The following is a 21,703-nucleotide window of genomic DNA, read 5'->3' on the forward strand; positions in this document are numbered from 1 at the left end:
AGGATGAAGTCTTGGTCATGAAAGCCGCGGCGGAACGCCTCAGCCGTAGCACACGCCTGCCAGCCGCTCGGATTCCGTCCAGAGACGTCGGGCGACATCGGCGTCGCGGGCTTGGGGCTTGATGACGGCGCGACCGGGCGGCCCCTTCATCTCCTGAAACCCCAGCGGCCCGTAATAGGCGCCCGGCGTCGCATCCGGCAGGGTCGCCGCCATCAGGATGGGCAGGGCGCCGTCGGCGGCCGAATGGCTCAGCACGCCCCCGATCAACCGTGCGCCCCGGGCGAACAGGCTGGGGCGGCTGTCGCCATGGCCATTGGCGATCAGGTCGGTGCGGGCGAACCCCGGATGGGCCGCGACGCTGGTCAGGCCCCAGCCCTGGACGTCGCTGCGGCGTTGCAGCTCCAGCGCGAACATCAGCATGGCCAGCTTGGACTGCTGATAGACGGGCCAGGCGCCGTATCCGTTCTGGTAGTTCAGGTCGTCAAGTCGGATGCGGCCGCCCCGGTGCGCGATGCTGGATAGCTGCACCACCCGCGCCCTGGCCGCGCTCAGCAGCGGCAGCAGACGTCCGGTCAGGGCGAAGTGCGACAGATAGTTGGTTCCCAACTGCATCTCCAACCCATCGGCCGTCGTCTGGCGCTTCGGCAGGGCCATGATCCCGGCGTTGTTGATCAGGATGTCGATGGGCCGACCATCCGCCAGATGACGGCCTGCAAAGGCCTCGACCGAGGACAGATTGCCCAGGTCCAGCAGGTCGAAACGGACATTGGCCCCGGCGTGGCGCTCACGGATCAAGCGCTCGGCCTCGGCGCCCTTTGCGGGATTTCGCGCCGCCAGCACGACCTCTGCGCCCTTGCCCGCCAGCACCAGCGCCGTCTCCAGCCCCAGACCGCCGGTCGCGCCGGTGATGATGGCTAGCTTGCCCGTCTGATCGGGAATGTCGTGGGTGGTCCAGTTGGTCATGGGGTAACCTAGACCCGAAACGACGAAAAGCGTCGCACAAACGAAAACAGCGCCCGCCCCGGCGAGAGGACGAGCGCCGCTTCATGCCGTTCAGACCTTTCAGGCCGTCAGGCCGCCTGGTTGGAGCCTTCCGGGGCCGACCAGCGCAGCACCGGCGAGCGGGCGGCGCGGGTTTCGTCCAGGCGCTTCAGCGGCGCATGGAAGGGCGCGCCCTTGAAGCGGTCTACGTCCCCGGCTTTCGCCGCCTCAGCCAGCAGGCGCATGACGTGGATGAAGCGGTCCAGTTCGGCCTTGGACTCGGTCTCCGTCGGCTCGATCAGCATGGCGCCGTGGACGACCAGCGGGAAATACATGGTCATCGGGTGGAAGCCCTCGTCGATCATCGCCTTGGCGAAGTCGAGCGTGGTGATGTCCGTGCCCTTCAGCCATTCGTCGTCGAACAGGGCCTCGTGCATGCACGGGCCGTCGGGGAAGGCCGGGCTCATCAGGTCCTGCAGGCGGGCCTTGATGTAGTTGGCGTTCAGTACGGCGTCCTCAGCCACCTGACGCAGGCCGTCAGAGCCGTGCGACATCATGTAGGACAGGGCGCGCACATACATGCCCATCTGACCCTGGAAGGCGCACAGGCGGCCAAAGGCCTGTTCCGCCTCGTCTTCCTCGCGCTCGATCAGACGATAGCCGTTGTCGTCATGCACCACCCAGGGGGCAGGGGCGAAGGCGGCCAGGGCCTCTGACAGCACCACCGGACCCGCGCCGGGACCGCCGCCGCCGTGCGGCGTCGAGAAGGTCTTGTGCAGGTTGATGTGCATGGCGTCGACGCCCAGGTCGCCGGGGCGGACCCGGCCGACGATGGCGTTGAAGTTTGCGCCGTCGCAGTAGAAATAGGCGCCCGCCTCATGCGTCAGGCGCGCGATCTCGATGATGTCACGCTCGAACAGGCCGCAGGTGTTGGGGTTGGTCACCATGATGGCGGCGACGTCAGGACCCAGCTTGGAAGCCAGATCGGCGACGTCCACGCGGCCGTCCTCGGTCTGGGCGACCTCGACGACGGAATAGCCGACGAAGGCGGCGGTGGCCGGGTTGGTGCCGTGGGCGGATGTCGGGACCAGAACCTTGCGGCGCTGTTCATGCTCGCCCTTGGCCTCATGGGCGGCGCGGATGGCCATCAGGCCGCACAGTTCGCCATGCGCGCCCGCCTTGGGCGACAGGGCGACCGCGGGCATTCCGGTCAGGGTCTTCAGCCAGTGGGCCAGCGTGTCCATCAGCTCCAGCGCGCCCTGAACCGTCGAAATCGGCTGCAGGGGGTGGATGTCCGAGAAACCGGCCAGACGCGCCATCTTCTCGTTCAGGCGCGGGTTGTGCTTCATCGTGCACGACCCCAGCGGATAGATGGCCAGGTCGATGGCGTGGTTCTTCTGGCTCAGGCGCACGTAGTGGCGCATGGCCTCGGGCTCGGACAGGCCGGGCAGGCCGATCGGATCCTTGCGGACCAGGTCGCCCAGGTCCGACGCATCGGTCTTGGGTTCCGGCAGATCGACGCCGGTCTTGCCCCAGCCGTCGCCCTCAAAGATCAGGGCTTCGTTCTGCAACAGGCCGCGACCGCCGGTCAGGGTGGCGGGCTTGGAATCGACCTGGTTCGGGGCGGTCGGGCGGCCGACAGTGTTCATCGTGCTCATTGTTCTGTCTCCGCTCAGGCCGCCAGCACCGTGGCGAGTGCTTTCGCCAGGAACTTGATGTCATGATCCAGGGTGGTCTCGGTCGCGGCGACCAGCAGGACATCGTCCAGCCCCGCGTCGGGCGCCAGACGGCTGTAGGGGACGCCCGCCAGCACATGATGCCCGGCTAAGGTATCCACCACCTCGGCGGCCTTCTTGCCCTTGGGCAGACGGATGGCGAACTCGTTGAAGAAGCGCGGGGTCAGCACCTCCACGCCGGGAATGGCGGCCAGGGCGTCGCGGGTGGCGACGGCCTTCTCGTGGTTCAGCAGGGCCAGCTTGCGCAGGCCCGTCTCGCCCAGCAGGCTCATGTGGATGGTGAAGGCCAGGGTGCAGAGGCCCGAGTTGGTGCAGATGTTCGACGTGGCCTTGTCGCGGCGGATGTGCTGTTCGCGCGTCGACAGAGTCAGGACGAACCCCCGCTCGCCGTCGGCGTCCACGGTCTCGCCGGTCAGGCGGCCCGGCATCTGGCGGATCAGCTTCTCGCGCGTGGCGAACAGGCCGACATAGGGACCGCCGAAGTTCAGGGCGTTGCCGATCGACTGGCCTTCGGCCGCGACGATGTCGGCGCCCATTTCACCGGGCGACTTCAGCAGACCCATCGACACGGCTTCGGTCACCACGACGATCAGCAGGGCGCCCGCGGCGTGGGCGGCCTCGGCGATCTTGGTCACGTCGGTGGCGGTGCCGAAGACGTTGGGGGTCTGGACGACGACGCAGGCGGTGTCCGGACCGATCTGGTCGATGACGGCGGCTTCGGCGTCGAACGCCGGGGCCAACACCTGCGTTTCCACGCCCACGGCATGAACCACGGTCTCGGTCGCCTTGACGTAGTGGGGGTGGACGCCGCCCGAGATCACCGCCTTGTTGCGGCGGGTCACGCGCGTCGCCATCAGCACGCCCTCGGCCATGGCGGTCGAGCCGTCATAGAGGGATGCGTTGGCGACCGGCATCCCGGTCAGGTTCGCGACCTGGGTCTGGAACTCGTACAGGTACTGCAGCGTGCCCTGCGCGATTTCCGGCTGATAGGGGGTGTAGCTGGTCAGGAACTCCGACCGCTGGATCACGTGATCGACCGTGGCCGGGACGTGGTGCTTGTAGGCCCCTGCGCCGCAGAAGAAGGGCACGGCGCCGGCGGTCGCATTCTTGGCGGCCATGGCGGACAAGGCGCGCTCGACCTCCAGTTCGCCCGCGACGCGGGGCAGGTCCACAGGCCCGTCCAGACGCGCGCTCTCGGGCACGTCGACAAACAGGTCGTCGATGGATTTCGCGCCGATGGCGGCGAGCATCGCCGTGCGGTCGTCGGGCGTCAGGGGGAGGTAGCGCATCTAGACAGCTTTTCCGAAAAGGAAGTCAGTGATTGAAAAACCCGGCTTGGCTCTGGCTGGGGTGCGTGAAGGCGAGGATTGAGAACGGCGCGTGGTGTCGCCTCGGTTGCTTTGAAGCCCCTTCAACAGGTCGGTGAGCGCCGCGGCGTCCTCGACCTCCAGAAGTTCGACTTCGTACATCAGGGGCGTGCGGGGCTCGCCCACATTGCCTGCTGCCCGAGCGAACAGACGCCCCCCGGGGCCGTCCAGCATGAAACTGCTGGTGCGTCGCAGGATGGCAAGAAGCGCCGTTGCTATCTCGGGGGTCAGAACGGGGTATTCCGCCAGCATGCCGTCCGGCGCATCTTCACCGAAGAGATAGATGAGCGCGCCGTCGGTCAGCCGGACTTCAGCCTCCAGCCCGGTCCGCTCCGCCCCGCAGTCGGCCAGCGCCGCCTCGACCAACTGGCTCAGGCCAGGTTGGGAAGGCGTTGTGGTCGCGTGGGTGAAGCAGACCGTAAACACGGCTTAAAGCGTCGCCAGGAAGGCGTCGTAGGCGGCCTGGTCCATCAGGCCGTCCAGCTGCGAGGCGTCCGAGATCTTGATCTTGGCGAACCAGCCATCGGCTTCCGGGGCGGCGTTGACGGTTTCCGGGGCGGTCGACAGCACGTCGTTGGCCTCGACCACTTCGCCCGAGACGGGGGCATAGACGTCCGACGCCGCCTTGACGCTTTCGACCACGGCGAAGCTGTCGCCCTTGGCGAAGGTCTTGCCGACTTCCGGCACCTCGACGAACACCACGTCGCCCAGGGCCTCAGCCGCGTGCTTGGAAATGCCGACGGTGGCGATGTCGCCGTCGACGCTGACCCACTCGTGATCCTTGGTGAAATGCATCTTGCTTCTCCTAAAGCCGTCATCCTCGGGCCTGACCCGAGGATCGGATGTTGTGCTGTCCGTGCGCCGATGTCTTCGCACGAGCGGTTGATCGCCCGGCCCTCGGGTCAAGCCCGAGGGTGACGGACAGAGAGGGTTACGCCTTCGGCTTGCGGTAATATCGTTGCGCCACGAACGGCATGGCGATGACTTCGGCGGCGGCGGGCTTGCCGCGAACCAGAACCTTCAGTTCCGTGCCCAGTTCCGCGAAGGCGGGGGGCACGAAGCCCATGGCGATGTTCTTGCCCAGGCTGGGGGAGGGGCCGCCCGAGGTGACCTTGCCGATGATGTTTCCGTCGGCGTCGGCGATCTCGGCGCCTTCGCGGGCCGGGGCGCCTTCCTTGACCTGCAGGCCGACGCGGACGCGCGACGGACCCTCGGCCAACTGCTTCAGGATGATGTCGGCGCCGTTGAAGTCGGCGCGTTCCTTGCGCGACTTGGACAGGGCGAAGGTCAGGGCGCCTTCGACCGGCGTGGTCGCGGCGTCGATGTCGTGGCCATGCAGCGGCAGGCCGGATTCGAGACGAAGGCTGTCGCGGGCGCCCAGGCCGATCGGCTTGACGCGGGCGTCTTCCAGCAGGGTGTTCCAGATGCGCTCGGCCTGGTCCGCTGGGACCGAAATCTCATAGCCGTCCTCGCCGGTGTAGCCCGAGCGAGAGATGTAAGCGTCGACGCCGAACAGCATCAGGCGGGCCGTCTCCATGAAGCCCATCTCGGCCAGCACCGGCTCATGGGCCGACATCAGCTCTGCGGCCTCAGGGCCCTGGATGGCGATCAGGGCGCGGTCCAGAACCGTCAGCTTGGCGTCGCCTTCCAGATTGGCGTTCCAGAAGGCGAAGTCCTCGTCCTTGTTGCCGGCGTTGACGACGACGAACAGGCCGTCATGGTCGGGGCGGCCCGCCATCAGGTCGTCGATGATGCCGCCGTCCTTGTTCAGCAGCAGGGTGTATTTCTGCTTGCCCGCCTTCAGAATCTCATAGTCGCCGGGGACGAAGCGCTGGAACTGCGCCGTGGCGTCCGCGCCGGTGATTTTGCACTGGCCCATGTGCGACACGTCGAACAGGCCGACGTGTTCGCGGGTCCAGCGGTGTTCGGCCAGAACCCCTTCATACTGGACCGGCATGTCATAGCCGCTGAAACCCACCATGCGGGCGCCTAAGCGCCGGTGCGCGGCGTTCAGCGGCGTGGTCTTGAGAGCTTGGTCGGTCATGGTTCAGACTTTCGCGGTCGCGTGTTGTGGCGGAGCTTCGCCGCCGTCCTCGCGCCCCCGCTGTCCTGAAGCCTGAGAGATTCCGGCGTTTCCGCCTTGCTCCGTCGGCGCGCCCGTAGAAGAGCGGCTTTCCAGCGTCCGTATGCTGTCGCGGTCCGTTTGCCTGAGCGTTTCCGGGGCGGTTGCGCCTTCGGCGTCGAGCCTGATTTCCCAGCCCCGAACTCTCCCGCGAGAGCGACCGACCTAAGCCATCGACTCTGGCCTCAAGTCAAGCGTCGCCAGTGCATCAGAGGTCTGACAGAGCTTGCCCCGCGCGTCCTGTGCGGCCATGAGTGCGCGACGCCCAACAACCTACGGGAAAGCCTCCATGTCCGCCGACCGCCTTCATCTCGACGACCACATCGCCGCGCTGGAGGCGCCGCAGGGACTGAAGACTGTCCTGACCGTTATCGCTGCAACCTGCGCCCGGATCAGCGACGTGGTGGCGGGCGGCGCCCTGGTCGGCGCGCTGGGCGCATCGGGCCAGATCAACGTCCAGGACGAAGAGCAGAAGAAGCTGGACGTCATCACCGACGACATGCTGACCCAGGCGCTGCTGGCCTGTCCCGCCATCGCCGGCGTCGCGTCGGAGGAAAAGGATCAGGTCGAGCCCGCCTCCAATCCGGCCGGTGAATATCTGGCCCTGTTCGACCCGCTGGACGGTTCGTCCAACATCGACATCAATGCGCCGGTCGGCACCATCGTCTCGGTGCTGAAGTCCGCGACCCCGACGCCGGTGGAGGCCGACTTCCTGCAGACGGGCCGCCATCAGGTCGCTGCCGTCTATGCTGTCTATGGCCCCCAGACCATGCTGGTGCTGACGACGGGCGACGGTGTGAAGGGCTTCACCCTGTCCAACGACGGCCAGTGGCTGCTGACCCACGACGCCATCACCATTTCGCCGGACACCAAGGAGTTCGCGATCAACGTCTCCAACCAGCGTCACTGGGCCGAGCCGGTCCAGCGCTATCTGGACGGCCTGCTGCAGGGGGCGGAGGGGCCGCGCGGCAAGAACTTCAACATGCGCTGGGTCGCGGCCATGGTCGCCGATGTCCACCGTATCCTGATGCGCGGCGGGGTCTTCCTCTATCCGTGGGACAAGCGCGAGCCGAACAAGCCGGGCAAGCTGCGCCTGATGTACGAAGGCAATCCGATGGCCTTCCTGGTCGAACAGGCGGGCGGCAAGGCGACCACCGACGGCGTCCAGCCCATTCTCGATGTCCAGCCGACGGGGCTGCACCAGCGCATTCCCGTCGCCCTGGGCTCGGCCAACGAAATCGACGCCTTCGCGAGCGCCTGAACCGGAGCCTGAGTTATGAACATCAGTCGCGCCGACGCCCTTCTGGTCATCGACCCGCAGAACGACTTCTGCGAGGGCGGCGCGCTGGCGGTCGCGGGCGGGGCGTGGATCATGCCGCTGATCAACCAGTTGGCGGAACGGTTCGACAAGGTGATCGCGACGCAGGACTGGCATACGTCGGATCAGATATCCTTCGCCTCCAACCACCCCGGCGCAGCGCCCTTCACCGAGATCGAGGTCGCCTATGGGCGCCAGATGCTTTGGCCCGATCATTGTCTTCAGGGCTCAGCCGGGGCCGACTTCCACCCCGATGTGAAGCCGGCCATCGACCGCGCCCTGGCCGTGATCCGCAAGGGTTATAATCCGGCGGTCGACAGCTATTCCGGTTTCTTCGAGAACGACCGCCGGACCCGGACGGGCCTTGCGGGCCTGCTGCGTGATCTGGGTGTGCAAAGGGTCTTTCTGGCAGGCCTGGCCCTGGACTACTGCGTCCGCTTCACCGCCGAAGACGCCGTCCGCGAAGGTTTTGAGGCCGTCGTCATCACCGACGCCAGCCGCGCCATTGCGCCGGATACTGAAGCGGCGGCGTACGACAGCTTCCGGGCGCGGGGCGTGACGGAGATCAAGGCGGCGGCGCTGCTCGCTTAACCCCCTTTCGTCATTCCGGGCGCAGCGTAGCGAAGACCCGGAACCCAGCGGCGCCGAAGGCGATGTTTAAGCCGCTATAGGAACGACAGGCTGTCTCCTGACAGGTTCGCGCTTTCGCGCGCCGCTGGGTTCCGGGTCTTCGACGCTTCCGCGTCTCCGCCCGGAATGACGAACGAAAGAGAAGGCCCTCACTCCCAGAAATCCTCCGCATCGGGGATGCGCGTAAAGGCGATCTTCGCGCCGATATAGTCCGGCAGGCCCGCGTTCGGGCCGATGCTGACCGTGTCCTTGCCATAGCGGCGGTTCAGCGCGTCCAGCGCCTGCGACAGTTTCAGCGACCGCGCCGTGCCCCCCTGGTCGGGGCCGGAATCGAACAGGTCGGTCTCGAAGGCGCCGCTGGCCTTCAGCTTGTGAACCCCAACCCCGACATAGCTCAGCCGCCCGGCCTCAAGCTCGGGCTCGACCCTGCGCCACAAACTGTCCAGCGCGGCCAGAAGAGCGAAGGTGTCCTGGGTCGGCACGACGGCGCAGTTCAGGCCCGTGGTGTCCCAGCCGCGTCTGGCGCCCTTTGGCCCCATGTCCAGATGCAGGCTGACCACCGCCCCCGTCAGCCCCATCCGCCGCAGCCGCGCCCCGCATTTGACCAGCAGACGCCGGGCGACCGCGCGCGCCTTTTCCGGCGTCCGCATCTGCGCCGCCAGAACATGGCTGTGGCTGATGGAGGCGGGGGGCTTTTCCGGAGTCGGTTCGCTGTCCAGACCATGCAGGCCGCGCCAGATGCGCTCGCCCTCGATGCTGTTCCAGACGGCGCGGGCCTGTTTGGCGCCCATGTCCCACAGGCCCGCCGTGTCCGTCACGCCCGCCGCGGCCAGCCGCTCGCGCATCCGCGATCCTATGCCCGGATAGGTCGACAGCGGCAGGTGCAGGATGGAGCCGGGCAGTTCATTGGCCCGCAGGATCGTCAGCCCGTCCGGCTTCTTCATCCCGCAGGCGGTCTTGGCCAGGAACCGTGACGGCGCCAGGCCGATGGACGACCGCAGGCACTCGCCCACATTCCTGCGGATGCCCGCCTGGATGCGCCGCGCCAGCGCGACCGCGTTCGCCTCCTGCCGCTCTGGCCCGATCAGTTCGCATGAGCATTCGTCGATGGAGCCGACCTTCCACACCGGCACATGGCGGTCGATCTCGGCCATGATCTGCTTGTGGACCTCGACATAGATGTCGGGCCGCGCCTCGGCGACGATCAGGTCGGGACACATCTGGCGCGCCTCGGACACCCGCGTGCCGGTGCGGATGCCATAGGGGCGGCTTTCATAGCTGGCGGCGATGGCGCCGGTGTATTCGCTCTCAGCCGGGCGAACGATCAGCGGCTTGCCCCGCCACTCGGGGTTCATCTGCTGCTCGACGCTGGCGAAAAAGGCGTTCAGGTCGATGAACAGCCATCGCAGGTTCGCGCCGTCGTCCTGCTGTGGGTTCGCCTGATCCATGGCGTGAACATATCAGGAACGTAAGGTGGTCGGAAGCGTCTCGCACCGACCTTTCGTCATTCTTGGGTTCAGCTACCAAGTCGGGAAGATAATAAAATAGGGAATTATTTTAGACCAAAACCAAAGATCGCAACCAACAAGACGACAAAGGCGGCTAAGTCCAAGGGCGCAGCGATGCGAGCGACCTTGACACAGCGCGTTATGAAACGGCTGCCGTACAGGTTATGGCGATCCGAATAGAAGCCTGAAATGAAGTGCTGCCCGAACAGGTCAAAAGCCCGCATCAAGGGCGGTGTGTTCTTGGGTATAACACCACTTGTACGCAGATGATCTGCCCAGAACTGAGCGCCATGCGCTGACACCATCGTCACCAGATGGATCGGCGCCAGCACGTACAGGACATACCATATCATTCAGGCGTCAGCCTTTCGCAGCGTAAGATTCAACCTCCGAAATAAGGGTAGCTTTCTCTTCTGTTGACAAGAAGCTGCCCTCAAAACTGTTCTTCGCCAGCTGCGTCACCTGTTCCCGCGTCAGGCCGACCGCCTGCGCCAACTGGCTGTAGTTCTCGTTCACGTATCCGCCGAAGTAGGACGGATCGTCGGAGTTCAGCGTGACGTGCAGGCCCCGGCGCAGCATCTCCGGCACGGGGTGGTCCTTCAGGTCCTTGACCACGCACAGTTTCAGGTTCGACAGCGGGCACACCGTCAGGGTCATCTGTTCGGCGGCCAGACGCGCGATCAGGCTCTCGTCCTCCATCGAGCGGTTGCCGTGATCGATCCGGTCGATGTGCAGCAGGTCCAGCGCCTCATGCACATAGGCGGGCGGGCCTTCCTCGCCCGCGTGGGCGCACAGCTTCAGGCCCAGGTCGCGGGCGGCGGCGAAGACGCGCTGGAACTTGGACGGCGGATGGCCGACCTCCGACGAATCCAGCCCCACGCCGATGAAATGATGCAGATAGGGCTTGGCCGCCTCAAGCGTCGCAAAGGCCTCATCCTCGGTCAGGTGGCGCAGGAAGCTCAGGATCAGACCCGAGCTTACGCCCAACTCCGCCTTGGCTCGGTCGATGCCCGCGATCAGCCCCTCGACCACCACGCCGAACGGCACGCCGCGATCCGTGTGCGTCTGCGGATCGAAGAAGATTTCGGCGTGGCGCACATTGTCCGCCGCCGCCCGCTGGAAATAGGCGAAGGCCAGATACTCGAAATCCTGGCGCGTCAGCAGCACCGCCGCCCCCGCGTAATAGATGTCCAGAAAGTCCTGCAGGTTCGAGAAGTCATAGGCGGCCCGCACCGCCTGGACGCTGTCATAGGGGATGGCGACATTATTGCGCTGGGCCAGTTCGAACATCAGTTCGGGCTCCAGACTGCCTTCGATGTGCAGATGCAGCTCGGCCTTGGGCAGACCGGCGATATAGGCGTCGAGGGGCGAAGACTGGGCCATCAAGACCTCCTGTGAAGCTGGAACGACGCCGAACGGCGAAGCGTTGGGGGGCTGCAGTCAAGGAGCACCCCAATGACGGACAAACAAGACAAGCCGGTCAAGATCAACACCACGCCCGGCGTTCTGGGCGACGGCACCGAGGAACAGAACCTGGGCCAGAAGGGCGATCCGTCCAAGCGGATCACCGAAGACGAGGTGGACGCCGCCTTCTCCGACAAGAAGAAGACGGACTGATCCCTACATGCGATCCGGCGTTTCGATGCCGAGCAGGCCCAGCGCCGTCTCCAGCTGACGCAGGGCCGCCGCCGACAGGGCGAGGCGCGAACGTTTCGTGTCCTCGTCCGGTGCGACCAGCACAGGGCAGGCGGCGTAGAATTTCGAGAACGACTGCGCCACGCGATAGGCGTGTTCCGCCACCAGGTGCGGCATCCGCTTGTCATAGGCGTCCGACGCAGCAGCGCTGAAGGCGTCCAGCGTCAGGGCCAGATCCCGTTCCGCCTGTTCGGCGATGACGATGGGACCAGCCGACACGCCCTGTTTGGCGGCCTTCCTCAGCAGGGATTTGATGCGGACCGCCTGATACAGCAGGTAAGGCCCGGTCTTGCCCTCAAAGCTCATGAAGCGGTCGAGGTCAAAGACGTAAGAGGTGGTGCGCGCGTTCGACAGGTCGGCGAATTTCAGGGCGGCGATGGCCACCTTGTGCGCGATGGCCTCGAACTCGTCCGGCGACAGGTCGTCGCCCAGCTTGGCCTCATGCAGACGCTCGCGCGCCTTTTCCGTCGCCTGATCGATCAGGTCCCGCAGTTTCAGCACGCCGCCCGCGCGGGTCTTGAACGGCTTGCCGTCCTGACCGTTCATGGTGCCGAAGCCCAGATGCTCCAGCGACTTATCGGGCGCGTATCCGGCCAGATAGGCGGCGCGGAACACCTGTTCGAAATGCTCGGCCTGGCGTTCGTCGACGACGTACAGGATCAGGTCCGGGCCGATCGCCTTCTTGCGGTCCAGGATCGTGGCCAGGTCGGTCGTGCCATACATGGCCGACCCTTCCGAGCTGATGACCAGCAGGGGCGGGGGGGAAGGGGCCTCGATCACCGATCCGTCAGCCAGCTTCTTCTTGCGCGTCTCGCCGGGCTTGGCGACGTGAACCACCTGGGCGCCGTCGTCCTCGACCAGCAGGCCCGTGTCCATAAGATGGGCCAGCATTTCCGGCATCAGGGGATCGGCGTCGCTCTCGCCGTTCCACAGGTCGAAATCGACCGACAGGTCGCCGTATTCGCGCTTCAGCGCCTCGCGGCTGACGGCCACGAAATGCCGCCAAAGAGCGCGGTATCCGGGGCGGCCGTTCTGCAGCTCCGCCGTCGCCTTGCGGGCGCGGTCGCGGAAGGCGGGGTCTTCCCTGGCCTTGCCGGCGGCCAGGGGATACAGTCGGTCGAGGTCGGCCAGGGTGACGGGCGTCTCGGCCGGGAAGGGACCGTCGCCCTCGACCATGAAGGCGTCGGCCAGGCCTTCATCGCCGCAGGCGACGATCAGCAGACCCATCTGGAAGCCCCAGTCGCCGAAGTGGGCGTCGCCGGTCACTTCATCACCGCGGAAGCGGAACAGGCGTTTCAGGCTCTCGCCGATGATGGCGCTGCGCAGATGGCCGACGTGCATCGGCTTGGCCACGTTCGGGCCGCCGTAGTCGATGACCACCTTGCGCGGATCGGCGACCGTCGCGGCGCCCGCGTGATCGGCGTCGGCGGCGACTTCCGCGGCGCGCACGGCCAGGGTCGCGTCGGCGATTTTCAGGTTGATGAAGCCGGGACCGGCCACCTCGACCGAGGAAAAGCGCGGATCGGCGCCCAGGCGTTCGGCGATCTTGCCCGCCAGTTCGCGCGGATTGGCCTTCAGGGCCTTGGCGGCGGCCAGGGCGCCGTTCGACTGGAAGTCGGCCAGGTCGGGACGGTCGGACGGGGTGACGCGGGCCAGCGCCGCATCCACGCCTTCGGCGGCGAAGGCGGCGGCGACCGCTTCGCTGAGGACGGTCTTCAGATCAGCCATTTTATTCGCTCGTGGGGGCGGCCGCGGCAGGCGCGGGGGTCGTTCCGGCGTTGACGCGGAAGCGGCTGCCCGAACGGTTGAACTCGGCCATCTCGGGCGTCACGTCGAAACCGACCAGCACTTCAAAGTTCGAGCCGTTAGTGGTGGCCTCGGCGCGCGGGATGGTGATGGTGCGGTCTTCGGTCACGGCGGCGGTGCGCTGACCGGCGAAGTTCACCGGGATGTCGAAATATTCCTTGGTCAGGATGGCGCTGTTGCGCTCGGTCACCGCGATCCAATAGCGATAGGTGCGCTGGTCGCTGGCCGCCTGCGGACCACGGCCGAACTGGAACAGCACGCGCATGTCCAGACGGATGGGCTCGTCGCCGCGATACTGGCAGTCGGACGCCAGGTTCTCGATCTCGCCCGTATAGCCGACGTTGGCGATGGCGGCGCGTTCACCCTCGAACTCGACATAGCGGGCGGCGTCGTAAAGAATCTTCACATAGGGGCAGGGGCCTGCGTTCGCGCGACGCGACAGCGGGGCGATGCGAATCGCCCGGCGCGGCGCTTCGTCCTGACCAGCGGCCTGTTGCTGACCACCGCCGCGTTGACGGCCGCTCTGAGCCTGGACGGCGACTGGCAGGACAGACGCCGCGATCGAAATGGCGGCGAGGGCGGTTAGGACGCGACGCATCAGCATATATTTCCGACAGCGAAAGGGCGCGCGCGACGATCGGCGGCCGATCATAGAACGCTCGCCGCTGATAGCGGCTAAAGCGAGGCGCGGCAAACCTTCGCTTTCGAACTGGGCGTTCAGTTGCGTCTCAGACGCTCATCACCAGGCAGGTCGAGGTGGCGGTGGCGTACAGTTTGCCGTCCAGACCCCGCAAATCCGCCTCGGCGAAACCGGCGCGGCGGCCGATCTGCACGATCCGCCCTTCGGCCCGCACCGGCGTGCCTGCCGTCAGCGCCTTGTGAAAGACGGTCTTCAGCTCAAGCGTCGTATAGGTCTGGCCGGGCTTGAGCATGGAATGGACCACGCAGCCGCAGGCTGAATCCAGCAGGGTGGCGATCCAGCCGCCGTGCACCGTGCCCAGCGGATTATAGACGGCTTCGGTCGGAATGCCCTCGAACACCACCCGGCCTTCCTCGATCTCGGTCATGTCGAAGCCGACGGTGCGGGCGATGGGGGCGGTGAAACCGGCCTTTGCGCCCAGCCGCAACTGCTCCACGCCGGACAGTACGGACAAGTCGATGGCGTCGGTCATGGGTACGGATCCTGCGCGATGGGGTCCGTTTACAATAAAGACGGACGCTGCCAAGGCAAGCGTCCGTCAAAAGTCTTGGTTCCGTATGGAAAGGCGGGTCTTACAGGCCCGGCAGCTTGAAGCCGCTGTTGCGACGCGGAACGATGGTGATGGGACGACCGCCGGTCAGGGCCTGGGCGCGGGCGGCCTCGGTCGTGGCGTCGATGGTCACGGCGCCGTCGGCGGTCTGACGCGTGGTCGCGGCCTGGCTGGCCGAATCGTTCTTGCGCCAGAACATCAGGCGGTTGGCGAAGCTTTCGTCCTTACGGGCGATGTTGCCGAACTCGTCGTCGACGACATAGATCGCCAGCGGATCGGCCTGGTCGGCGCCGGCCTGCGTGACCAGAGCCTGCTCGCCCGCCGTGCGGGTGACGCCTTGGCGTTGGCCCAGCAGAATCTGACGGGCGGCGCTTTCAGGGGCCAGTTCCTGCGGGCGCGGCTGGCCGGGTGCAGGCGGACGCAGGCCGTATTCCGGCGGCACGGTCAGGGGCGCGGTCGAGACGGTGACGAACTCGTCCGGCACGACCTTGGTCAGGCCGACGCCTTGCTTGATGGTGCCGCAAGCCGACACGGCGAGCGCGGCGGAGGCGGCGAGGGTCAGGACGGCGACACTGCGAATACGCATGGTTTCAGGCTCTGTTCGGCTTAATGCGGGTGCTCCCCCGGAGCGAAGACCGCATAGTGAAGACGGTGGATTACGACTTTTCGGCGGCGGGGCCAACCTTGGCGGCGCGTTCGGACAGAAGAGTGTCCAGAATCAGCAGGACGACCCCGATGGTGATGGCGCTGTCGGCGACATTGAACACCCAGGGAAACACGCCCGTGCCGGAAAAGTCGATGAAGTCGACGACATAGCCGAAACGCACGCGGTCGATGGCGTTGCCGATGGCGCCGCCCATGACCAGGCCGATGGCCGCGATCAGCAGACGCCGCTGCGACTTCAGCGCCCACCAGCCCAGGGCGATCGAGACGATGATCGAAAAGATGCTCAGCCCCCAACGGGCCTCGCCGCCGCTGAACAGGCCGAAGCTGACGCCGGTGTTCTCGACCCAGCTGAAGTTCAGGATCGGACGGATCACCGGGACGCGCCCGATCTCCTGCAGTTGCAGGCCGCTGATGATCCAGGCCTTGCTGATCTGGTCCAGCAGGACGACGACGATGGCCATGCCATAGGCGGCCAGGGCGATGCGGGGAATCTTCATGCGTCGCTTTCAGCGGGACGAACAGGAAGGGCGCGATTAGCAGGAAGCGCAGCCCCCGCCAATGGAGGTTGCGTTGCGTGGGGGTCAGAACAAATCCCCCTGTCCGGGTGGCGGCGCCTTTGGCTTGGGCGCAGGCTTAGGCGCTGCGGCAGGCGATCCGACGCGCGGCTCGCCGCCCTCGATCACCGCCCCGCGTGCGCCGTCGCCGAACACCAGTTGCACCGACTGACCCGGGTTCAAGCTGGCGGCGGCGGTGATCCAGACGCCGTCCTCGCCCTCGACGCGGGCGAAGCCGGGCTTGGGACGGGCAGGGTCCAGACTGGTCAGGGCGCGCGACAGGGCGGACAGCCGGTCGGCGTCCCGCTCCAGCCGACGCGGCGCCCAGCCGTCTAGACGCAGGGCCACGGCCTCCAGCCTGTTCTGGCGCTGATCCAGCCGCCGATGGATCGGATCGGGCGACAGCCGCCCGGCGGCCTGCAGCAGCCGCCGCTCATGGCGCGCCACATTGGACTGCAAGGCCGCGCCCAGACGTCCCGCGACGTTGCCCAGCCGGTCGTCGCTGCGGTCCAGACGGGCGCGCAGCAGGGCAGGCGTCAGCTTGCCCGCCGCCACGGCCAGATGCCGCTCATGCAGGGCCACATTGCGGTGCAGGCCCGACGCCAGGCGGCTGGAGGCGTGATCCAGCCGCTGCTGCGCCAGCGCCAGCAGGTCTTCGGGCCGCGCAGGCAGGCCGCGCGCCACGGCCCGCAGCCTGGTGCGGCGATCCTCGATCAGCCGCCCGCCCGCCTGGACCAGGCGCCGATCCATGTCCGCAACGGCGTAGCGCAGGTCCGCCAGCACGGGCGTCGCCATTTCGGCGGCGCCCGTCGGCGTCGGCGCGCGCCGGTCCGAGACGAAGTCGATCAGGGTGGTGTCCGTCTCGTGCCCCACGGCCGAGATGATCGGGATGCGCGCCGCCGCCACCGTCCGGGCCAGGGCTTCATCGTTGAAGCACCACAGATCCTCGACCGACCCGCCGCCGCGCGCGACGATCAGCAGGTCGGGGCGCGGAATCGGCCCGCCGGGCGTAATACCGTCAAACCCGCGAATGGCGTTGGCCACCTGACCCGCCGCCGCATCGCCCTGCACCACCACAGGCCAGACGATGACCCTACACGGCCAGCGTTCGGCGATCCGGTGCAGCACGTCGCGGATGACGGCGCCGGTCGGGCTGGTGATGACGCCGATGGTGCGTGGGAACTGGGGCAGGGACTTCTTGCGCCCCGGCTCGAACAGGCCCTCTTCGCGCAGGCGCAGCTTCAGCCGCTCCAGTTGGGCCAGCAGGGCGCCCGCGCCCGCCGCCTCCATGCTCTCGATCACGATCTGGTAAGACGACCGCGCCGGATAGGAGGTGATCTTGCCGGTGACGATGACCTCCAGCCCCGCCTGCGGCTGGACGCCCAGACCCCGCACCGCCCCCTTCCAGATGACCCCGTCAATGGCGGACTTGTCGTCCTTCAGCGTCAGATAGACGTGGCCCGAGGCATGGCGGTTCACCTTGGAGATTTCGCCCCGCAGCCGCACATGGCCGAACCGTTCCTCCAGCGTCCGCTTCAGCGCGAAGGACAGCTCCGAGATGGACAGGGGCGGGTTGTTGTCGCGCGGCGTCGGCTGTTCCGCCGGGCCTTCAAAAACGTAGGAGTCGTCACTCATGCGGCCACCTTACCGTGCGCCGCCGAATGCGGGAATGGGCGCGGAACGGTCGATGACAGCATGCGTTTGTCGCTCATGGAGCCGGGCAACCGCCATCCAGACCCCCGAAGGGTGATCAGCCGAGCGCCTCCCCACAGCGCCCCTCCTGCGATCCGTCCGCCGGTCCTTGGTCCTTGCTGATCGACGCCATGCCTCTTGACCAGGATAGGTTCGATGACCCGCAGTCTGATGATCGCCGCCGCAGCAGCAGCTTTGCTCGCGGCCTGCTCCCAGCAGAAGGAGACCCCGCCCGCCGCCGCGCCAGCCGACACGGCCCCCGCCGTCGGCCCTGCCATGACGGCCCAGCCCGACGCCGCCGCCATGACGCAGGGCGAACCTCTGGTTCTGGGTCTGAGAAGCGCCCAGCTGGAAGGCGCCAATCTGTTGTCCACCGACGGCACGGATGTCGGGGATGTGCAAAAGGTCGATGTGGGCAGCGACGGCAAGGCGACCGGCCTGATCGTCGCCCCGACCGGCGTGGGCGAACGCTGGGTGCGCCTGCCGCTGGCCGGACTGACGGTGAAGACCTTGGGCGACGATCATGTCGTGGTCACCGGCCTGACGCTGGATCAGGTCAAGGCGCTGCCCGCCTGGGCGCCATAAGGACGCAGGCCCTGGGTTTGGGCTGATGACCGGGAACGGCAGGGGCCTCTCGTCGTTCCTGTCTCATGCCCGCTGATCCCAGAGGAACAGACCCGGACGACCGCGACCCGCGTGAGCGGGGCCTGCAGCGGCGCAGCGGCGCGGGCGGCGCCATGAGCCCGTGGCTGATTATTCTGAGCATAATTCTGCTGGGTTTCGTCGTCTATGTGCTGTCGGCGATCCTTTGAACCCTGGGCCAACCCGATGAAGCGTCTGACTGTCCTGACCGTGGCTTTGCTGGGGCTGGGCCTCGTCGCCTGCTCCAACCAGAATGATGACGACGCCGTCGTCGAACAGTCGGCCCCCAACGCCCCGCCTGTTCCGGCGACTGAGGCCCAGGCTGACGCGGTCAGCGGCGATACGGTGCTGGCCTTTAACATGACCCGTGATCAGCTGGAGGGCGCAAACCTTCTGTCGCGCGACAACACGGATCTGGGCGGGGTGACCAAGCTGGTGCTGGATCCGCAGCGGCGTCTGACCCATGTGGTGGTCGAACTGCAGGGCCCCGGCGCGTTGAACGTCATGGTGCCGATCGCCGATCTGGCGCCGATCCAGAACGGCGCGAACAAGGATCTGATGACCAGTCTGACCGCCGCCCAACTGCAGGCTCTGCCCGCCTACAGCCCCGATATCGCGCCGCCTTTGCCGGAATAAGCCCGCCCGGCGCTTGACCGACCGCAGCGACGCCGTCATTGCCCGGTCTCATGAACATTCTTCTCGTCGGATCGGGCGGGCGCGAACACGCCCTGGCCTGGAAGATCGCCCAGTCGCCGCTGGTCACGCGGCTTGTCGCCGCCCCCGGCAATCCCGGCATCGAGAAGCTGTGCGAGCTTTGCCCGGTCAAGGCCGACGATGCAGAGGGCCTGGCCGCCCTGGCGCAGGAGATCAGGGCTGATCTGGTGGTTGTCGGGCCGGAACTGGCGCTGGCGGCGGGTCTGGCCGACCGTCTGGCGGCGGCGGGCATTCCCTGTTTCGGCCCCACGGCTCAGGCGGCCCAACTGGAGACCTCCAAGGCCTTCTCCAAGGCCTTTCTGGAGCGTCACGCCATCCCCACCGCCGGTTACGGCGTCTATGAGACGGTCGCTGACGCCAAGGGCGCGCTGGACCGGTTCGCCGCCCCCTATGTCATCAAGGCCGATGGTCTGGCGGCGGGCAAGGGCGTGGCCATCAGCCCGGATCGTCAGGACGCCGAGGCCGAGATCGAGCGGATGCTGGGCGGTCGTTTCGGCGCGGCGGGCGCCCGCGTCGTCATTGAAGAGTTCATGGACGGGGAGGAGGGCTCGCTCTTCGCCCTGTGCGACGGCAAACAGGCGGTGCTGTTCGGCGGCGCCCAGGACCACAAGCGCGCCTTTGACGGCGACCTTGGCCCCAACACCGGCGGCATGGGCGCCTATTCGCCCGCGCCCGTCTTCACCGCCGATCTGGTGCAGCAGGCCAACGACCTGATCGTCCAGCCCACCATTCAGAAGATGGCCGAAGAGGGCGCGCCCTATCGCGGCGTTCTGTACGCCGGTCTGATGGCGACCGAGGACGGTCCCAAGGTGGTCGAGTTCAACGCCCGCTTCGGCGACCCGGAATGCCAGGTGCTGATGATGCGCTTCGCCGGCGACATCGTGCCCTATCTGCTGGCCTGCGCGCGCGGCGACGTCTCGGGCCTGCCGCCTGCGGCCTTCAAGCCCCAGACGGTGATCTGCGTGGTCATGGCGGCCAAGGGCTATCCTGACAGCCCGCTGGAAGGTTCGACCATCCGCGGCGCCGATCAGGATTTCGGCCCTCATGTCCAGGTTTTCCATGCCGGGACCAAGCGTCGCGACGACGGCGCCCTGACCGCTGCGGGCGGGCGCGTGCTGAACGTCTGCGCCGAGGGCGACGACATCGCCCAGGCCCGCGAACGCGCCTATGAGGCCATCGCCAAGATCGACTGGCCGGGCGGCTTCAACCGCACCGACATAGGCTGGCGCGCGCTGGACCGCGAATAGGCCGAACACCGGCCGAGTGAGAGTATCGCATGGTTGAACTGGCCCCCGAGATCATCGCCCTGTTGTGCCTTGCGGCTGTGGCGGCGGGGTTTGTCGACGCCATCGCAGGCGGTGGCGGTCTGATCACGGTTCCGGCCCTGCTGGCGGCGGGCGTTCCGCCGGTCGCCGCCATCGCCACCAACAAGGTTCAGGCCAGTTTCGGCACGGCCTCGGCGACCTGGAGCTATTGGCGGGCGGGCCGGATCGACTTCGGCATCCTGAAATGGCCGCTGGCGGCGACTCTCGTTGGGGCCGGGCTGGGCGCCTTCGCCGTCACGGTGGTCGACACCCGTTGGCTGATGGTGCTGCTGCCGGTCCTGCTGATCGCCATCGCCCTGTATTTCCTGTTCGGACCCAAGGCCAGCGACGAGGACGCCCACGCCCGCTTGACGCCCCTGGCCTATAGCGCGGTCGCCGGAGGCATCGGCTTCTACGACGGCTTCTTCGGCCCCGGCACCGGCTCCTTTTTCGCGCTCAGCCTCGTCACCCTGATGGGCATGGGTCTGACGCGCGCGACGGCGCACACCAAGGCCCTGAACCTGATGAGCAATGTCATCTCCGTGGTGGTTCTGGCGGCGGGCGGCCATGTGCTGTGGCTGCTGGGCGGATCGATGGCCGTGGGCCAGATCATCGGCGGGCGTCTGGGCGCCCATTCGGCGATGCGCTTCGGCCCGCGCCTGATCCGCCCGCTGCTGGTGGTGATCTCGCTGGGCATGGTGGCCAAGCTGCTGTCCGACCCGGCCAATCCCCTGCGGATCATGGTCGCGGGCTGGTTCGGTTAGGTCTGGTCGAGATCAGGCTAGACCGTCATTCCGGGGCGTCCGCAGGACGAACCCGGAAGCCAGGAGGCTCATATCTGGTGTCGAATGTGTCCAGCGGTGCGGCTGTGGCCCTGGGTTGCGGGTTCTTCGCTCCGCTCGCCCCGGAATGACGCTCTTGGATGCGGATCGAACCTGGAGCCCCCTCAGGCGGCCGCGTACAGCAGGCGGCCTTCGCCCATCCGTTCGCGCAGGTCCGGCAAGTCCGTGTGGGCCACCGAGAAACAGCCGTAGCTGCGGCCCAGCTTGCCTTCGCGGGCCAGGAACTGCGGGTCCGCATAGTCCGCGCCGTGGATGATGATGGCGCGCTCGCGGGCCTTGTCGTTGGTGTATTCCAGCCCGTCCAGCAGTACGTTCGGCCCCTGCTGGCGGCCCCAGCTGGCCCCAGCGGTGGCGTAGGCCCCGACCGAGGACATGTTCGAATCCGGCGTGTTCGAGAACCGCTGGGCGTAGCCCGAATGGCTGGGGTCCGACCCGCGTCCGTGGCAGGTGCGCAGCACCTTCACTTCGCCGCTGATCAGGTCGACCTCGTACAGCCGCTCCTCGCCCGAGAATTTCTTGAAGTCGACCAGATACATCCGATCGCGCAGCGGCAGTTTTCGGTGGTGGGTGTCCAGCGCCGCCATGGCGCGGTCCATCAGCTCCTTGCGGACGTGACGGCGGGGATCGAGCGGAGGCGGCGGCAGAACGCCCGTCTGAATCACCGGCAGCTCCACGCTAGGCGAAGCGATTGGTGCGGCTTGCGCCAGTGTCGTGATCGGCGCCTTCGCGCTTGCGCTCGCGCAACCGGTCAGCAGGGCCGAACCACCCAGAATCATGCCTCGTCTCGATAGCCGCATGCGACGCCCTCGTTGCGGTTTGTTCTTGAGGCTGGTTTGTTTCAAAAGGTTACGGCTCAGGCAACCTGAGCCTTGTGGG

General features: G+C 66.9%; 24 protein-coding genes and 2 riboswitches. Of the genes, 8 read left to right on the plus strand and 16 right to left on the minus strand.

All coding sequences use genetic code 11. From position 1 onward, the window contains the following. Nucleotides 1-39: 39 nt before the first annotated feature. The 6 genes from JKF87_RS07840 to gcvT form a co-directional block, all read right to left on the minus strand. Complete coding sequence (locus tag JKF87_RS07840; protein ID WP_201099140.1) at nt 40-963, minus strand: SDR family oxidoreductase; 924 nt, start codon at nt 961-963, stop codon at nt 40-42. Nucleotides 964-1,070: 107 nt separating this feature from the next. Next, entirely contained in the window at nt 1,071-2,639 is a 1,569-nt protein-coding gene (gene gcvPB / locus JKF87_RS07845) for an aminomethyl-transferring glycine dehydrogenase subunit GcvPB (protein WP_201099142.1), read from the minus strand. A gap of 14 nt (nt 2,640-2,653) precedes the next feature. Then, the gene (gcvPA, locus tag JKF87_RS07850) at nt 2,654-4,006 is read right to left on the minus strand and encodes an aminomethyl-transferring glycine dehydrogenase subunit GcvPA (RefSeq protein WP_201099144.1); all 1,353 of its coding nucleotides are present in this window, start codon (nt 4,004-4,006) and stop codon (nt 2,654-2,656) included. Then, entirely contained in the window at nt 4,007-4,450 is a 444-nt protein-coding gene (locus JKF87_RS07855; protein ID WP_201099146.1) for a hypothetical protein, read from the minus strand. 63 nt (nt 4,451-4,513) lie between these two features. Beyond that, the gene (gene gcvH / locus JKF87_RS07860) at nt 4,514-4,879 is read right to left on the minus strand and encodes a glycine cleavage system protein GcvH (RefSeq protein ID WP_201099148.1); all 366 of its coding nucleotides are present in this window, start codon (nt 4,877-4,879) and stop codon (nt 4,514-4,516) included. 136 nt (nt 4,880-5,015) lie between these two features. Beyond that, the gene (gene gcvT, locus JKF87_RS07865) at nt 5,016-6,128 is read right to left on the minus strand and encodes a glycine cleavage system aminomethyltransferase GcvT (RefSeq protein ID WP_201099150.1); all 1,113 of its coding nucleotides are present in this window, start codon (nt 6,126-6,128) and stop codon (nt 5,016-5,018) included. Nucleotides 6,129-6,186: 58 nt separating this feature from the next. Beyond that, a riboswitch (glycine riboswitch) is annotated at nt 6,187-6,265 on the minus strand. Between the two features lie 4 nt (nt 6,266-6,269). Beyond that, a riboswitch (glycine riboswitch) is annotated at nt 6,270-6,367 on the minus strand. Nucleotides 6,368-6,495: 128 nt separating this feature from the next. On the opposite strand from gcvT, the gene JKF87_RS07870 reads away from it, so the two are divergent. Beyond that, complete coding sequence (locus JKF87_RS07870) at nt 6,496-7,467, plus strand: class 1 fructose-bisphosphatase (protein ID WP_201099152.1); 972 nt, start codon at nt 6,496-6,498, stop codon at nt 7,465-7,467. 15 nt (nt 7,468-7,482) lie between these two features. After that, nucleotides 7,483-8,115, plus strand: a complete 633-nt coding sequence (gene pncA, locus JKF87_RS07875) for a bifunctional nicotinamidase/pyrazinamidase (protein WP_201099154.1) — start codon at nt 7,483-7,485, stop codon at nt 8,113-8,115. Between the two features lie 188 nt (nt 8,116-8,303). Here pncA and JKF87_RS07880 read toward each other — a convergent pair whose 3' ends face one another. From JKF87_RS07880 to JKF87_RS07890, 3 genes are all read right to left on the minus strand, one after another. Next, the gene (locus JKF87_RS07880; protein WP_201099156.1) at nt 8,304-9,602 is read right to left on the minus strand and encodes a Y-family DNA polymerase; all 1,299 of its coding nucleotides are present in this window, start codon (nt 9,600-9,602) and stop codon (nt 8,304-8,306) included. Nucleotides 9,603-9,706: 104 nt separating this feature from the next. Beyond that, complete coding sequence (locus JKF87_RS07885) at nt 9,707-10,015, minus strand: hypothetical protein (RefSeq protein WP_201099158.1); 309 nt, start codon at nt 10,013-10,015, stop codon at nt 9,707-9,709. 7 nt (nt 10,016-10,022) lie between these two features. Next, complete coding sequence (locus JKF87_RS07890; RefSeq protein WP_201099160.1) at nt 10,023-11,045, minus strand: adenosine deaminase; 1,023 nt, start codon at nt 11,043-11,045, stop codon at nt 10,023-10,025. 72 nt (nt 11,046-11,117) lie between these two features. Here JKF87_RS07890 and JKF87_RS07895 point away from each other — a divergent pair, with 72 nt between their 5' ends. After that, a complete protein-coding gene (locus tag JKF87_RS07895) occupies nt 11,118-11,279 on the plus strand; it encodes a hypothetical protein (RefSeq protein ID WP_201099163.1) in 162 nt (53 codons plus the stop codon). A 3-nt stretch (nt 11,280-11,282) separates the two neighbouring features. Here JKF87_RS07895 and argS read toward each other — a convergent pair whose 3' ends face one another. The 6 genes from argS to xseA form a co-directional block, all read right to left on the minus strand. After that, entirely contained in the window at nt 11,283-13,085 is a 1,803-nt protein-coding gene (gene argS, locus JKF87_RS07900) for an arginine--tRNA ligase (protein WP_201099165.1), read from the minus strand. A 1-nt stretch (nt 13,086) separates the two neighbouring features. Continuing rightward, complete coding sequence (locus JKF87_RS07905) at nt 13,087-13,761, minus strand: Tat pathway signal sequence domain protein (protein WP_201099166.1); 675 nt, start codon at nt 13,759-13,761, stop codon at nt 13,087-13,089. A 130-nt stretch (nt 13,762-13,891) separates the two neighbouring features. Then, nucleotides 13,892-14,335: a PaaI family thioesterase gene (locus JKF87_RS07910; RefSeq protein WP_201099168.1), complete on the minus strand. Its 444-nt coding sequence runs from the start codon at nt 14,333-14,335 to the stop codon at nt 13,892-13,894. Between the two features lie 100 nt (nt 14,336-14,435). Further along, nucleotides 14,436-14,999 (minus strand): DUF3035 domain-containing protein, encoded by a 564-nt coding sequence (locus JKF87_RS07915; protein ID WP_201099170.1) that lies wholly within the window; start codon nt 14,997-14,999, stop codon nt 14,436-14,438. Between the two features lie 70 nt (nt 15,000-15,069). Further along, nucleotides 15,070-15,576, minus strand: a complete 507-nt coding sequence (gene lspA, locus JKF87_RS07920; RefSeq protein ID WP_201099178.1) for a signal peptidase II — start codon at nt 15,574-15,576, stop codon at nt 15,070-15,072. 84 nt (nt 15,577-15,660) lie between these two features. Further along, nucleotides 15,661-17,268: an exodeoxyribonuclease VII large subunit gene (gene xseA / locus JKF87_RS07925; RefSeq protein WP_201099180.1), complete on the minus strand. Its 1,608-nt coding sequence runs from the start codon at nt 17,266-17,268 to the stop codon at nt 15,661-15,663. A gap of 213 nt (nt 17,269-17,481) precedes the next feature. On the opposite strand from xseA, the gene JKF87_RS07930 reads away from it, so the two are divergent. The 5 genes from JKF87_RS07930 to JKF87_RS07950 all read left to right on the plus strand — a co-directional run bounded on the left by JKF87_RS07930 (nt 17,482) and on the right by JKF87_RS07950 (nt 20,749). Further along, a complete protein-coding gene (locus JKF87_RS07930) occupies nt 17,482-17,910 on the plus strand; it encodes a PRC-barrel domain-containing protein (protein ID WP_201099182.1) in 429 nt (142 codons plus the stop codon). 65 nt (nt 17,911-17,975) lie between these two features. Then, the gene (locus JKF87_RS07935; protein ID WP_201099184.1) at nt 17,976-18,137 is read left to right on the plus strand and encodes a hypothetical protein; all 162 of its coding nucleotides are present in this window, start codon (nt 17,976-17,978) and stop codon (nt 18,135-18,137) included. 16 nt (nt 18,138-18,153) lie between these two features. Further along, a complete protein-coding gene (locus JKF87_RS07940) occupies nt 18,154-18,603 on the plus strand; it encodes a hypothetical protein (RefSeq protein ID WP_201099186.1) in 450 nt (149 codons plus the stop codon). A 50-nt stretch (nt 18,604-18,653) separates the two neighbouring features. Then, nucleotides 18,654-19,928 carry a phosphoribosylamine--glycine ligase gene (purD, locus tag JKF87_RS07945; RefSeq protein WP_201099188.1) on the plus strand — a complete coding sequence of 425 codons (1,275 nt, stop codon included), beginning with the start codon at nt 18,654-18,656 and terminating at the stop codon, nt 19,926-19,928. A gap of 29 nt (nt 19,929-19,957) precedes the next feature. Then, the gene (locus JKF87_RS07950) at nt 19,958-20,749 is read left to right on the plus strand and encodes a TSUP family transporter (RefSeq protein ID WP_201099191.1); all 792 of its coding nucleotides are present in this window, start codon (nt 19,958-19,960) and stop codon (nt 20,747-20,749) included. 182 nt (nt 20,750-20,931) lie between these two features. Here JKF87_RS07950 and JKF87_RS07955 read toward each other — a convergent pair whose 3' ends face one another. Then, nucleotides 20,932-21,489, minus strand: coding sequence for a murein L,D-transpeptidase catalytic domain-containing protein (locus JKF87_RS07955; RefSeq protein ID WP_307417682.1), 558 nt, complete (start codon nt 21,487-21,489; stop codon nt 20,932-20,934). Nucleotides 21,490-21,703 lie beyond the last annotated feature (214 nt).

The organism is Brevundimonas nasdae, from assembly GCF_016654005.1.
GTDB lineage: Bacteria > Pseudomonadota > Alphaproteobacteria > Caulobacterales > Caulobacteraceae > Brevundimonas > Brevundimonas nasdae.